The organism is Actibacterium pelagium (assembly GCF_002285415.1).
Lineage (GTDB): Bacteria > Pseudomonadota > Alphaproteobacteria > Rhodobacterales > Rhodobacteraceae > Actibacterium_B > Actibacterium_B pelagium.
Window position 1 is genome coordinate 493935 of sequence record NZ_NSBU01000007.1, and the last position, 13245, is coordinate 507179.

Sequence of the window (13245 nt, forward strand, 5' to 3'; positions counted from 1 at the left end):
ACCTGAAAATCAAAACTCAGTCGTAGGTGTAGCCTATTTCGGCTTCCATCTGCAGGTTCAACTGATCCAGCAGAAACTCTCGGTCTTCGATGGTAATGGCGTCAGGGGTTTCCGGACGGTCATCTACAAGCGCTTTGAATTTAGAGCCGAGCCGTTGCTTGATCGGACGGAAGGGTTCCGGATCCGGCAGGGCGAACCCATCGCTGACTTTTTGCAGGAAACCTTCCGGATCAGCCAGAACAGCTTCCATCCTTACCATCAGCAAGTTCACATTGCGGTTGCGGAATCCTAGATGCGCGCGGTGTTTGCTGTTGCGCATCGAAACCAAGTTACGGAACCGTTTGCCGGTTATCGGATGCCTGTCCAGCTGAAGATCCATCATCTGTGTGCCGGGGGCGGTCCATGGAAAGGCGTCTTCGCGGTCGACCACGCTGTCCCAACGGGCTCGGATAAAGTCGCTGAAATCCAATTTCTGCATCGCTGGTGAGCAGTGCCAAGGCTTGGTATGCATCGAGCGCAGCCAATCTTCGGCGTTGCGGAAACAAACGATGATCAGATGCTCTGGCGCCACGCCGGGCATGGATGGGAAACCGTGTTTCCAGCCGTAGTCATGAATCAGCTTCAGGTTCAGGTGCCGCATGACAAAGCGCCCAACAATATGGGTGCCGGTCGACCGCTCTCCGAAAATCTGGAACCGTGTCGGCGCGACCGTGTGGTTGCGATGAATTTCGATTCCCGAATCTTGAAGCGTCATGCCTGTACTCTTTTCAATCGTTCTTCATTGCGTCGTCTATCATGCGAGGGTAATCCTTTCTACGGCCAAGCAATAAACGGGCAGGTAAGACGATGGCATCAGATGTTGCCGTTCTCACGATGGTGCGGGACGACGATTTTTTCCTCGAGAAATGGGTCGACTATTACGGGGGACTGTTTGGGCGATCGAACCTATATGTGATTAACCACGGATATGAAGCCAGCGTCGACCGGATTGCTGAAGGCTGCAATATCATCGGCCTGCCGGGGGATCCGCATAAAGGTTTCGATAATAAGCGCTGGCGATTGCTGAGCGGTTTGACCAACGGCATCCGCACCTATTATCGGCACATCATCGTTGGCGATGTCGACGAATTTGTTATTGTGGATCCCGATGTCTCGCCGTCTCTTAAAGAGTTTCTTGCGCAGACCCCGACTGGGCAGGTTTTGACCCCGTTTGGCTTGGATGTCATGCACCGCCGTAAGGATGAACCCGAGGCGATCTCGCAAGAACGGATAATTGGACCTCGCAGGTTCGTTCGAAAGTCGGTTTTCTACTCAAAACCATGTGTTCTGTCAGGCGGCGCGAAGATTGCGCGGGGCGGGCACTATACGGATTTTGATAAACTGAATGTGCCAGAAGGTCTGTACATGCTGCACCTGAAGCACTGCGACTTTGACCTTTACCAAGACACTTTGGATCGTCGGAACAAGGTTGTGGATGACGTCCGCGGGAACAAGCCCAACCGCCCGGTGATGATGGGGGCGCATTGGTACCGCGAAAATCGCAACGACGATGAAATTTTTGCGAAGTTTGAGGAGATGCCAGTCGCTGATGGTTTTGATTTCTCGCCCGAGATCAAAGGCATGTATGAAAGCTGGCAACCACGTGGGAACACGCCTTTGTGGGAATTCGGGAAGTTCAAAAATGATGTTCTGAATGAGCTTCCTGAAAGATTTTTTGGCATTATTTGACCAATCTTAAAATTAGGGTCCTTACACCGGTTTTCACCTTGGAAGCTGCAACCAAAGGCTGTTAACTCGCTTCAGTGATAGCTTTAGGGGTGTGTATGTCTACTTTGAGACTTGTCGGCGATGCGTTTGGATCAATCATTCGGAACCCGTTGCAGGCCCTTCGAATATCCTTGCCGGTTTGGGGGCTGGTGTTGCTGGCTTTCCTCGCCTTGATAGGGTTGCAGAACAGCGTCCCCGACGCACCTACCTACGAGCAAATGCGGACCATCCAGCGCGTGGCCAATACCATTATTCATGGGTCATTTATGGGATTGATAGTCGCGACGGCTTGGGCCGCTGTCGCCTGGCATCGACACCGGCTTGTCGGCGAAAACGTTTTGGGGATCTTCCCACGTTTTCAGCTGAGTGCTGTCTATGGCTATGCTTGGCGTATTTTGATGCTGATCTTGTTGTGTGCCATCTTTGTCCTGATTCCAGCCTTGGTGGTCGGAATCGTTATCGGGGTGAACCATATCGTTGTTGGAAACTTCAAACCGGCGTTGCACTCTGGCGCGGTGCACGTTGCATTCACGTTCTTGGTCACCACAGTCTTCACAAGTATGTTCCTGCGCTACGCGATGATCCTTCCTGCGAAAGCAGTGGGAGAAACCATTACTCTTAGCGAATCTTGGCGCCGGACCAGCGACCGAAGATTTTCGATCATCGGTATAGCGGTGTTCTACTCTGCGGCAACCTTGCTTTATGGCTATCTTAGCATCACTGCATCCGTCTTCGTCCAGCTATCGCAAATCCCAGCCTTGGCGTATGTTCAGGATATTTTCTTTCTGTTCGTTCAATGGATTCTTCTCATGCTTTCGGTAAGCATCCTGACGACCCTTTATGCTGAGAGCCGACCTGTTTTGCGCCTGAAGATGTGAAGGTTTTCAGTTAACCCGCCAAGGCGTCCAGAACCCGAGCCCAGCTTCTGATACCTTTATGGAAGCTGCGCAGGTCGTATTTCTCATTGGGCGAGTGAATGGCGTCGTCGTCATTGCCGAAGCCGATCAGCATTGCGTCTGTTTCCAGGTACTCTTTGAAATAGCCAGCAATCGGGATGGACCCGCCACAGCCGACATAGGCTGCGGGTTTCGGCCATTCATCGGACAGGGCCGCACGGGCTTGTTCGAACGCGGGCAACTCGATCGACATCTGTGCCGCGGGCGAGGCGCCGTGCGCGCTGAAACTTACTTCGCAGTCTGCGGGCAGTGCAGAGCGAACATAATCGCGGAAGGCCTTGCGGATGGCATGGGGGTCCTGGGTGCCAACAAGGCGGAAGCTGATCTTGGCGTGGGCTTCGCTGGGAAGGACGGTTTTGAAGCCCTCGCCAGTATAGCCACCCCAGATGCCGTTAACCTCGCAGGTGGGGCGGGACCAGATCATTTCTAACGGTGTGCGATCTGCTTCACCAGCGGGGGAGGACAGGCCGACCTCACCAAGGAACCCGTCGCTGTCAAAGCCAAGATCGCGCCATTGCTGGGCGACTTCGGCGGGCAATTCCGGAACACCGTCATAGAAGCCGGGCAGGGTGATCCGCCCCTGATCGTCATGCAGGCCCGCGATGACCTTTGACAGAACCCGGATCGGGTTCATGGCCGCGCCACCGTACATGCCGGAATGCAGGTCCTTGTTGGGGCCGGTGATGGTCAGTTCTTCGCCCAGCAAACCGCGCAGCATCGTGGTGATTGCTGGGGTGTCGCGGTCAAAGAGACCGGTGTCACAGATCAGGGCGACGTCTGCACTCAGCTCGTCGGCGTTTTCTTTCATGAAAGGGATCAGGGACGGAGAGCCCGATTCCTCTTCGCCCTCAAAGAAGAACGAGATCTTGATCGGCAGTGAGCCATGCACAGCTTTCCATGCGCGGCAGGCTTCGACAAAGGTCATCAACTGGCCCTTGTCGTCGGATGAGCCGCGGCCGCGGATGACTTTACCCGCCGGAGTGTCTTCGATCTGCGGGTCAAACGGGTCGCGGTCCCACAGGTCCAACGGGTCAACAGGCTGCACGTCGTAATGGCCATAGAACACGACATGAAGACCCGGTCCATCACCATGCGCTACCACCATCGGGTGGCCCGGTGTGCTGCGTTTGCTGGCATCGAACCCAAGCGAGCTCAATTCCGCCACCAGCCAATCGGCTGCGGCATCGCAGTCAGTTTTAAAAGCCGGATCGGTCGAGATTGACGGGATCCGCAATAGTTCGAGCAGGCGGTCGGTCGCCTCGGGCAATGTTTCGTCGATTTTGGCCAAAACGGGGGAAAGGGACATGGGGTCATCCAGTATTTTGAGGTTGCGCCAAACCTATCATCCGGCTGCGTGCTGTCCAGACCGACTGGACGTCAGCGGCGCCAAACGCGTGGCCGGGCGGTCAAACCAATGACATAACGGTGTCGGCCAGCCGTCAGAGATTCGAAGATTTACCGGCTATTTTGCACTACAATGGTTCAGTAGCAGTCGGATTTAAGCGCATTCCGAAGCGTAACCCGCGACAACATGGTACAGCTAAGAGAGTTTATCCAAAGAGCTAAATGTGGCATCAGAGACTAATAATTTCTTGAAGTTGCCCCTTACGGGATGCCAAGGAAGACGGAAGGCGTCGCCAGCAATCGGCGATTAGAAGGAGACACGCGGTGGATTATAACGAAGGTCTGGATAAAGCGATTGGCCAACTTCATGACGAAGGCCGCTATCGCACGTTCATCGACATCGAGCGCCGCAAAGGTTTCTTTCCGCACGCGACGTGGCGTCATCCCGATGGAACCGAACGTCCAGTCACCGTCTGGTGTGGCAACGACTATCTGGGCATGGGGCAACATCCCGAAGTCCTGAGCGCGATGCACGAAGCCATCGACGCCGCAGGTGCGGGCTCGGGCGGTACGCGCAACATCTCTGGCACCACGGTTTATCATAACCGTCTGGAAGCCGAGCTTGCCGATCTTCATCAGAAAGAGGCCGCGCTGGTGTTCACCTCGGCCTATATCGCGAATGATGCGACGCTTTCGACACTGCCGAAACTGTTCCCCGGTCTGATCATCTATTCGGACGAGTTGAACCACGCTTCGATGATCGAAGGCGTGCGCCGCAATGGTGGCGCCAAGCGTATCTTCCGCCATAACGACGTGGCGCATCTGCGCGAGTTGCTGCAAGCTGACGATCCCGCCGCGCCGAAGCTGATTGCATTCGAGTCGGTCTATTCGATGGACGGCGATTTTGGCCCGATCAAAGAGATTTGTGATCTGGCAGACGAATTCAACGCCTTGACCTATATTGATGAGGTCCACGCAGTTGGCATGTACGGTCCCCGTGGTGCTGGTGTTGCTGAACGTGACGGGCTGATGCACCGCATCGACATCATCAATGGGACGCTGGCAAAGGCCTATGGTGTCATGGGCGGCTATATCGCGGCCAGCGCCAAGATGTGCGACGCGATCCGGTCTTACGCCCCGGGCTTCATCTTCACCACGTCGCTGGCACCTGCGATCGCAGCAGGGGCGGCGGCCTCGGTTCGTGTTCTGAAGACCGAACAAGTTCTGCGCGACCAGCACCAGACTCAGGCGAAAATCCTGAAAACCCGCCTGAAGGGGCTGGGTCTGCCGATCATCGACCATGGCAGCCACATTGTGCCTGTGATCGTCGGTGACCCGGTTCATACCAAGCTGCTGTCGGACATGCTGCTTGAACAGCATGGCATCTATGTCCAGCCGATCAACTTCCCGACCGTTCCGCGCGGGACAGAGCGTCTGCGCTTTACCCCGTCGCCGGTCCATGGGCCCAAAGAGATTGATGCGCTGGTCAAAGCGATGGATTCGCTGTGGTCCCACTGCGCGCTGAATCGTGCCGACCTGTCGGCCTGATTTACCCTGTGGATGAAATCGCACTTGTTCTGTGCTATGAACGCTTTAAAGGTTCCCGGTAAGGGGAATCATTAAAACGTTCGTTTCGCAGGGGCACAGAGCAGATGACCGGGTCCAAAGATCCGCATTCCGGCGATCATGCAGAAGAGCTTCAAGGGTTTGATGCCTTTGAGTTCCGTCTCGGTGACGAGATGCGCGGAGAACGTGCGACTCTTGGAAAGTCCCTTCTTGACGTCCAGCGAGAGCTGAAGATCAAGGCAAGCTATATCGCCGCGATCGAGAATGCAGATCCCAATGCCTTTGATTCCAAGGGGTTTATTGCCGGGTTTGTCCGGTCTTATGCGCGCTATCTGGGTATGGATCCAGACGAATCCTTCCGCCGCTTCTGCGAAGAAAGCGGGTTTGAAACACCGCGCGGACCTGCCGCGACGACGAAAGCGCCATCCAACAAAACGCCTGTCAAATCTCGCAGCAAGTCGGCGAATGACCCGCTGCTGACCGCAAAGACGGCCTTTGTACCTGAACGTTCGGGTTTCTTCAGTCAGCTAGAGGCTGGCGCGCTTGGCTCTTCGCTGGTGCTGTTGGCTCTGATCGCGGCGCTGGGTTATGGCGGCTGGTCGGTGCTGCAACAGGTACAGCAGGTGAACCTGACACCGGTCGAAGACGCGCCAGAGGTTCTGGCCGTCGTTGATCCGCTGGTGGGTGCCTCGACCCCTGCAGCTGAAGAAGACGAAGAACGCGAAGCAGCGCTTGTCCGCCTGTATCGCCCGCAAGCCTTGGATGTCCCGGTGCTAGAGGCGCGGGACGGTCCGATCGCGACGATTGATCCAAGGGCGATGGGCGTGCTGGCGAATGAACAGCAGCGTCTGGAACAGATCGCCTTGGATTCTTTGCCGACACTGCCTGATCTGCCAGAGCCGGTTCAGGTCGTCGAACCCGTTGCGCCGGAACTGGCGATTATTGCCGTACGCCCCGCTTGGGTGCGTGTGTCGGGTGCTGATGGCTCGGTCCTGTTTGAGAAGATTTTGGAAAGCGGCGAGCGCTACATCATCCCCTCGACCGAACAAGCGCCGTTGTTGCGTGCGGGGAATTCCGGCGCGGTTTATTTCGCGGTGAATGGTGAAACCTTTGGCCCTGCCGGAGACGGTGGATCCGTTGCCAAGAATGTCGAACTGTCCGTGGAAGCGGTGCAGGGCGTGTATGAGGTCGCTGATCTGGCATCGGACCCTGACATGGCCTCTATCGTTGCTTTGGCTAAGGCACCAGCGCCCGAAGCGGAAGCTGAATAAACTTTACTGCCTTTATTGCCCCCCAAGCCTTGGGGGATTATCTACTGGGGCGACTTTAATCGCGACCGGACCCTAGCCTGATGTCATTGAACCCCATTCGCCCGTGGCGCAACATCGACCGCCGTAAATCGCGTCAGATTCACGTGGGCAAAGTGCCTGTTGGCGGTGATGCCCCGATCTCGGTCCAGACGATGACCAACACGATCACGACCGACATTCCGGCGACGATCAAACAGGTTCTGGCCGCGGCAGAGGCCGGCGCGGATATCGTTCGTGTTTCGGCCCCGGATGAGGCGAGCGCCCGCGCGCTGAAAGAGATTTGTGCCGAAAGCCCGGTTCCGATCGTGGCCGACATCCACTTTCACTACAAACGCGCGATCGAAGCTGCCGAAAGCGGCGCAGCCTGTTTGCGGATCAACCCCGGCAACATTGGTGACGAGACCCGCGTGCGTGAGGTTATCAAGGCGGCCAAGGATCACGGCTGTTCGATCCGCATTGGCGTGAACGCCGGGTCGCTGGAAAAGCATCTTCTGGAAAAATATGGCGAGCCATGCCCCGACGCGATGGTCGAAAGCGGGCTGGAGCATATCAAGATCCTCGAAGACAACGATTTCCATGAATACAAAATCAGCGTGAAGGCGTCTGACGTATTCCTGGCAGCGGCGGCTTATCAGCAGTTGTCAGAGGCCACCGATGCCCCGATCCACCTTGGGATCACCGAAGCTGGTGGTCTGGTGTCGGGCACGATCAAATCGGCCATCGGTCTGGGCAACCTGCTGTGGATGGGGATCGGCGACACGATCCGGGTATCTCTGTCCGCCGATCCGGTGGAAGAGGTGAAGGTCGGCTATGAAATCCTGAAATCCCTTGGCCTGCGGCACCGTGGCGTGAACATCATCTCTTGCCCGTCCTGCGCGCGTCAGGGGTTTGACGTCATCAAAACGGTTGAGACGCTGGAAAAGCGGCTGGAGCATGTGAAAACCCCGATGAGCCTGTCGATCATCGGCTGCGTGGTGAATGGTCCGGGTGAGGCGTTGATGACCGATGTCGGGTTCACCGGTGGCGGGGCAGGGTCCGGCATGGTCTATCTGGCGGGCAAGCAAAGCCACAAGATGTCGAACGACCAGATGGTCGATCACATCGTAGAACAGGTAGAGCTGAAAGCGGCCGAGATTGAAGCGGCCGCATCCAAGGACGCGGCCGAGTAAGGATCAGTTGGTGCGCACGTCGGCCACGACGCCGCGCATCCCTTCCAAGGGCAGATAGCCGCGAAGAAGTTGTTCACCCACCACAAAGGTCGGGGTACCGTTGATCTGCATATCGCGACCAAGGGCATGGTTGGCGGCGATCACGGCTGTGACCTCTTCCGCATCCATCGCCCCCATGATGACGTCTGCATCCAGCTCCAGTTCGTCCGCGATTTTGCGTAGGTTGCCGTTGGAAACCTGACCGCGCATGGTCATCAGTTCATCGGTTACCTTCTTATAGGCGTCGCTGCCGATCTGCTGCAGCGTCGCGATGGCAAAGCGAGATGCCAGGATCGATTCTTCGCCCAGGATCGGGAATTCCTTCACGATGATCTTGATGTTGCCGTCGGTTTCCAGCAGTTCGGCCACCTCGTCATGGGCGCGGCGGCAATAGCTGCAGCGATAGTCCAGGAACTCGACCATCACCACGTCGCCATCGGGGTTGCCTCCGACCCAGTCATTCGGGTCGTTAAACAGCGCGTCCGAATTCTGGCGTACCAGATTGACGTCGGCAGAGGCCTGCGCCTCGGCTTCGCGGTTCTCCAGAACGGCGATGGCTTCCATCAGTACTTCTGGGTTCTCCAGAAGATAGGCGCGAACCTCTGCACGAAAGGCCTGACGTTCGGCCTCTGTCATGTTGGTCTGGTCCGCTGCGGGGGCCGTGTTGGCCATCAGGGCTGCGACCGCTAGGGCCGATAGGCGTTTCAAAGCCATTGTTACCTCCTTGTTCCGGCGGTCTTTGCCGCCGCCAATATATCTTGTGCTCGCCGCCAGCCCGGAGAGCCGTTGGGAAGCAGGTCAGATGCACGTTTCGCATGCACCGCCGCGTCCTTCAAGCGTCCCGTGATGGCATAACGCTCTGCGGTTGCCAGTGAAGCCTGACCATTTTGCCCAGAACGGGCATAGGCCACGGCCAAGTCACGCAGCAAACCGGGGTTCAAAAAGTCGCGAGATCGGGCCTTTTGCAGAGCCGAAAGCGCACGTTTGTTGCCATCCGCCGTCTTAAGCGCCAGCAGCGCCCGACCATATCCGCCAAGGATCAGGGGGTGGTTGGGGGACAGATTCACCGCGTTGGCATAGGCGTTGACCGCCGCCCCGAACTGGCGGGATTCAAGCAGTATCTGACCTTTCAACTCGTGCGCGAATGGGTCCTTGGGCCGTTTCGCCATCAGGGCATTGATCTCGCGCAGTGCATTCTTGGCGTCTGGCTTGCGGTGATAGGCGACCGCCCGCCGCATCAGGGCCACGTCGCTTTGGTCTTTCTTTCCAACCTTGCGCAGCGTGAACGATGGGTTTTGCAGGAACGCGCCAAGCTTTCCGCGTGCTCGTGCGAACCAATAGTCGGCAGTGGACGTATCGGCCCCGTCCACCGGATAGGCGGCGGCATAGCCTTTCACCCGCCGCAAACGCTCTGCGCTAAGCGGGTGGGTGCGAACATAAGGGTCCTGTCGCCCTCCGATCAGGGCTTCTTGGCCACGGAAGATATCCAGCACATCTGCCATGGCCTGCGGAGAGACCCCGGCACGTGCCATATAGCGTGCTCCGGACTGGTCAGCGGCGGATTCCTCGGCCCGGGTGTGGCCAAAGAACACCCGCTGAGAAGACGACGCCGAACCTGCCGCGATCCCAGATCCGGCCGCGCCATTGCCCGAAGCTGCCAGAGCCATGCCCAAAAGCGTACCGATCTTGGCCGCGTTACCTGCGGTTTTCGCGTTCACTTGGCGTCTGGCAATATGGCCATTGGCGATATGGGCAATCTCATGCGACAGCACGGCTTGCATCTCTGCAGCGCTGTCCAGCTTCAGGATCAGCCCGCTGTGCAGGAAGATGGATTCGTTGTCCGCCACGAAGGCGTTCAGGCTGTTGTCTTTGACAATCACCACGCGCAGCGAATTTGCGTTCAGCCCCGCCGCTGCCGCGATCGGGCGCATCAGCTGGCGAAGAGAGTATTCGATCTCGGCATCACGGATCAGGGTTTGCGCTTTGGCCGGGGCTGCGAAAGTCAGCGCAAGCAAAGCAAGTAATAGCACGCGCGCGAAAAACGCACGTCCCGCGGCCATTGACGGCGCGCGCAGGCGCTGAAACAAAGCAGTCATGCCCAAGACTATGGAGAGCGGGATGCGGAATTCAAGGCGCGGTTTGGTTGATCCCTTTATCGTGATGGACATCGTGGCCGCCGCTGCGCGGAAAGAAGCCGACGGACAGCACATCATCCACATGGAAGTGGGCCAACCCAGCACACCAGCCCCCGCCGGTGCGCGCGCGAAACTGGCGGAAGAGCTGAACCAAAGCTCTTTGGGTTACACCGTGTCGCTTGGCATCCCCGAATTACGAGAGCGGATCGCGCGGCTTTACAAGGATTGGTATGGCGTCGATCTGGACCCAGAGCGCGTTATTGTCACCTCTGGGTCGTCGGGCGCGTTCATTCTGGCCTTTACCGCGCTTTTTGACGACGGTGAACGTCTTGGCATCGGCGCGCCGGGCTATCCGTCTTATCGGCAGATCGCCAAGGCGTTGGATATTGACCCTGTCATGATCGAAACGCAGGCGGCGAACCGTTTCCAGCCCGTTCCATCAGAACTGCCGGCCGATCTTGCCGGTCTGATGGTGGCCTCACCCGCGAATCCGTCGGGGACAATGCTGGGGCATGACGAACTGGCCGCCTTGATCAATGCCTGCGCTGATCAAGGGACGGCCTTTATCTCGGACGAGATTTACCACGGCATCGAATATGAGAAGAAAGCGGTAACCGCGCTTGAGGTTTCCGATGATGTCTATGTGATCAACTCGTTCTCGAAGTATTTCTCGATGACGGGTTGGCGCGTCGGCTGGATGGTGGTGCCGCCCGATCACGTGCGGACCATCGAACGGCTGGCGCAGAACCTGTTTGTCTGCGCCCCGCACGCGGCCCAGGTCGCCGCTCTGCACGCGCTTGATTGTGAAGACGAGATGCAGGCGAACCTGCAAGTCTATCGCCAAAACCGTGCATTGATGATGGAAGGTCTGCCCAAGGCAGGGTTCCACAAAATCGCTCCGCCGGACGGGGCCTTTTATATCTATGCCGATGTGTCTGACTTGACCGACGACAGCCTGAGCTTTGCTGCTGAAATTCTGGATGAAGCCGGTGTCGCCGTTACACCGGGGCTGGACTTTGATCCCGACCGCGGGGCAGGGACCCTGCGGTTCTGCTATGCCCGCGCCACCGAGGAGATCGAGGAAGGGCTACGCCGCTTGAAGCGTTTCATGTCGTCACGAGGATTTGCCTGATCCATGCGGTGGCTTTTGCTTTCCCTGATATGGTTGCTCTTAGCGCCAGTCGCCGTGGCGCAGGATTTGGCCCGTCTTAATCCTGCCCTGTCTAAGATCATCGACCAGAAAGGGCAGGTCGAAATCACTCTGACCCTGTCACGGCCAGTGCCATTCCGCGTGATCCACCTGCAAAAGCCACCTCGGTTGGCGGTGGAGTTGCAATCGACGGATCTGAGTGGGCTGCAGCTCCTTGATCTGTCGCGCTCTGATCATGTGGTGGATGGGGCTGCCGGGTTGGTGGACCCGAAAACATCACGGCTGGTGCTGCAATTCGATCGGCCCTTTGTGGTCGAGGCTGTCCGCACTGCGCTACCCTCAGAGGCTTTGCGGGTGGTTGTCGCGTTACGCCCGTCCTCGGAAGCGGAACTGGCAGAGCGCGCTTTGCGGCAAGCGGATCAATCAAAGGTAAACGCGGCGCCGATTCCATCCCAAACGCTGTCTCGGCAGGATGGCTCACGCCCGCTTCGCGTCATGCTGGACCCCGGGCACGGGGGTATTGATCCGGGTGCTTTAGCCGGAGACTTGACTGAGGCGCAGTTGATCCTTGGGTTTGCGAAAGACCTACAGCGTCTTCTGCAAGAGGCCGGGATGGAGGCCTTTCTGACGCGAGACGGTGACTACTACGTTTCACTAGAGCGCCGAGTCGCGCTGGCGCAACAAGCGCAGGCAGACCTGATGCTGTCGCTGCACGCCGATGCGGCAGATGATGAAAGCGCGTCAGGGTCGAAGGCATACACCATCTCGGAAGAGGCCAGCGACAGGTTGTCGAAGTTGCTGATCCGGCGACAAGAGCGGGCCGCGATGTTGTCAGGTGTGGACCTGACGGCGCAAGACGATGCCGTTGCCGATGTGCTGGTCGATCTGGCGCGTCATAACACTTTGCCCCGATCACGCGCGCTGGCCGACGCGATTATTGGGGGCCTTCAAGCCACGGTTGGGGACCTGCATTCGCGTCCTCGGTCCGAGGCGAGTTTTTCGGTTTTGAAGGCGGCAGAGGTGCCCTCGGTTCTGTTGGAACTTGGCTTTCTGTCCAACCCAAATGATCTGGAGCGCTTAACTGATCCCGTTTGGCAAGGGCGCGCTCAGCAGGGGATTTTGAAAGCGCTTCAGGCTTGGGCTAAGGATGACGCTGCGGAAGCCGTCAAGCTTAGGCGCTAGGTCGTTTACGGCACATCCAGACCGAATGCATCTGGCAATCGGGGTCCTCTGGCACAAAGGCGATTTCTTCAAAACCGTTGTCGTCCAGGAGTGTGCGGTATTCGGGCGGATCGAAGCTGGAATGATAGATCGGCTGGCCACCGACCTGTCCGATGGGCTCTCCGGCCGCGGGGCCGCTGGTGAACAGAAGAACAGCTCCCGGCGCGGCATGGGCTGCGAAAACCGGAAACATCCCCCTTTGATCATCCGGCGACAGATGGAAAAAACTGTTCCACGCCAATATGATATCGAATTTTTTCCCAAGGTCGAGCGTGCGCATATCGGCCACGATCGCCTCTGCCTTTGGCAGGTTCTTCTGGAACAACTCGATCATCGCGGGGGCGCCATCAACGCCTGTCACAGTCGCTCGGCGTTCTGACATGTATTGCGCAATTGGTCGGCCAGAGCCGCAACCAAGGTCCAGAACGCGCCGTCCTGTCGCGTGGTTCAGTGCGCGGTCCAACCAGCGCCGTTCGAACAGGGATTTGTCGCGTTCTCGATCAAAAGTCGCGGCGACCGACTCGTAGGTTTTCAGGACATTTTTCGCGTGCATGGCCTAGGCGCTACGCTTGTGAAGCGGGTCTCGCA

Annotated in this window: 12 protein-coding genes; 7 read left to right on the top strand and 5 right to left on the bottom strand. The window is 57.7% G+C overall.

Going from position 1 to position 13245, the window contains the following annotated elements; translation table 11 throughout:
• Window positions 1-16: 16 nt before the first annotated feature.
• On the bottom strand, window positions 17-754 hold the full coding sequence (locus CLM58_RS11375; RefSeq protein WP_095596040.1) for a hypothetical protein: 738 nt from the start codon (window positions 752-754) through the stop codon (window positions 17-19).
• 92 nt (window positions 755-846) lie between these two features.
• Here CLM58_RS11375 and CLM58_RS11380 point away from each other — a divergent pair, with 92 nt between their 5' ends.
• Window positions 847-1728 (top strand): glycosyltransferase family 2 protein, encoded by an 882-nt coding sequence (locus tag CLM58_RS11380; RefSeq protein WP_095596041.1) that lies wholly within the window; start codon window positions 847-849, stop codon window positions 1726-1728.
• Between the two features lie 191 nt (window positions 1729-1919).
• Complete coding sequence (locus CLM58_RS11385) at window positions 1920-2645, top strand: hypothetical protein (RefSeq protein WP_143226562.1); 726 nt, start codon at window positions 1920-1922, stop codon at window positions 2643-2645.
• Between the two features lie 10 nt (window positions 2646-2655).
• On the opposite strand, the gene CLM58_RS11390 is transcribed toward CLM58_RS11385, so the two are convergent.
• Window positions 2656-4029 carry a M20/M25/M40 family metallo-hydrolase gene (locus tag CLM58_RS11390; RefSeq protein WP_095596043.1) on the bottom strand — a complete coding sequence of 458 codons (1374 nt, stop codon included), beginning with the start codon at window positions 4027-4029 and terminating at the stop codon, window positions 2656-2658.
• 362 nt (window positions 4030-4391) lie between these two features.
• Between CLM58_RS11390 and hemA the strand changes: the two genes are divergently transcribed.
• From hemA to ispG, 3 genes are all read left to right on the top strand, one after another.
• Window positions 4392-5615 carry a 5-aminolevulinate synthase gene (hemA, locus tag CLM58_RS11395; protein ID WP_095596044.1) on the top strand — a complete coding sequence of 408 codons (1224 nt, stop codon included), beginning with the start codon at window positions 4392-4394 and terminating at the stop codon, window positions 5613-5615.
• Window positions 5616-5719: 104 nt separating this feature from the next.
• A complete protein-coding gene (locus CLM58_RS11400) occupies window positions 5720-6904 on the top strand; it encodes a helix-turn-helix domain-containing protein (RefSeq protein WP_095596045.1) in 1185 nt (394 codons plus the stop codon).
• Between the two features lie 80 nt (window positions 6905-6984).
• Window positions 6985-8112, top strand: a complete 1128-nt coding sequence (gene ispG / locus CLM58_RS11405; RefSeq protein ID WP_095596046.1) for a flavodoxin-dependent (E)-4-hydroxy-3-methylbut-2-enyl-diphosphate synthase — start codon at window positions 6985-6987, stop codon at window positions 8110-8112.
• 3 nt (window positions 8113-8115) lie between these two features.
• Here ispG and CLM58_RS11410 read toward each other — a convergent pair whose 3' ends face one another.
• Both CLM58_RS11410 and CLM58_RS11415 read right to left on the bottom strand, forming a co-directional pair.
• Window positions 8116-8865, bottom strand: a complete 750-nt coding sequence (locus tag CLM58_RS11410; RefSeq protein ID WP_095596047.1) for a DsbA family protein — start codon at window positions 8863-8865, stop codon at window positions 8116-8118.
• Window positions 8866-8867: 2 nt separating this feature from the next.
• On the bottom strand, window positions 8868-10247 hold the full coding sequence (locus CLM58_RS11415) for a M48 family metalloprotease (protein WP_229666112.1): 1380 nt from the start codon (window positions 10245-10247) through the stop codon (window positions 8868-8870).
• Between the two features lie 22 nt (window positions 10248-10269).
• Between CLM58_RS11415 and CLM58_RS11420 the strand changes: the two genes are divergently transcribed.
• Both CLM58_RS11420 and CLM58_RS11425 read left to right on the top strand, forming a co-directional pair.
• Window positions 10270-11418 carry a pyridoxal phosphate-dependent aminotransferase gene (locus tag CLM58_RS11420; RefSeq protein WP_095597073.1) on the top strand — a complete coding sequence of 383 codons (1149 nt, stop codon included), beginning with the start codon at window positions 10270-10272 and terminating at the stop codon, window positions 11416-11418.
• A gap of 3 nt (window positions 11419-11421) precedes the next feature.
• Window positions 11422-12618 carry an N-acetylmuramoyl-L-alanine amidase gene (locus tag CLM58_RS11425; protein WP_095596048.1) on the top strand — a complete coding sequence of 399 codons (1197 nt, stop codon included), beginning with the start codon at window positions 11422-11424 and terminating at the stop codon, window positions 12616-12618.
• On the opposite strand, the gene CLM58_RS11430 is transcribed toward CLM58_RS11425, so the two are convergent.
• Window positions 12608-13210: a class I SAM-dependent methyltransferase gene (locus CLM58_RS11430; protein ID WP_095596049.1), complete on the bottom strand. Its 603-nt coding sequence runs from the start codon at window positions 13208-13210 to the stop codon at window positions 12608-12610. The genes CLM58_RS11425 and CLM58_RS11430 overlap by 11 nt on opposite strands.
• Between the last annotated feature and the right edge of the window lie 35 nt (window positions 13211-13245).

Bases quoted from the DNA above. Each gene is read 5' to 3' on its own strand.
- CLM58_RS11375 (WP_095596040.1), bottom strand. From the start codon at position 754: ATGACGCTTCAAGATTCGGGAATCGAAATTCATCGCAACCACACGGTC.
- CLM58_RS11380 (WP_095596041.1), top strand. From the start codon at position 847: ATGGCATCAGATGTTGCCGTTCTCACGATGGTGCGGGACGACGATTTT.
- CLM58_RS11390 (WP_095596043.1), bottom strand. From the start codon at position 4,029: ATGTCCCTTTCCCCCGTTTTGGCCAAAATCGACGAAACATTGCCCGAG.
- CLM58_RS11400 (WP_095596045.1), top strand. From the start codon at position 5,720: ATGACCGGGTCCAAAGATCCGCATTCCGGCGATCATGCAGAAGAGCTT.
- ispG (WP_095596046.1), top strand. From the start codon at position 6,985: ATGTCATTGAACCCCATTCGCCCGTGGCGCAACATCGACCGCCGTAAA.
- CLM58_RS11410 (WP_095596047.1), bottom strand. From the start codon at position 8,865: ATGGCTTTGAAACGCCTATCGGCCCTAGCGGTCGCAGCCCTGATGGCC.
- CLM58_RS11415 (WP_229666112.1), bottom strand. From the start codon at position 10,247: ATGACTGCTTTGTTTCAGCGCCTGCGCGCGCCGTCAATGGCCGCGGGA.
- CLM58_RS11420 (WP_095597073.1), top strand. From the start codon at position 10,270: ATGCGGAATTCAAGGCGCGGTTTGGTTGATCCCTTTATCGTGATGGAC.
- CLM58_RS11425 (WP_095596048.1), top strand. From the start codon at position 11,422: ATGCGGTGGCTTTTGCTTTCCCTGATATGGTTGCTCTTAGCGCCAGTC.
- CLM58_RS11430 (WP_095596049.1), bottom strand. From the start codon at position 13,210: ATGCACGCGAAAAATGTCCTGAAAACCTACGAGTCGGTCGCCGCGACT.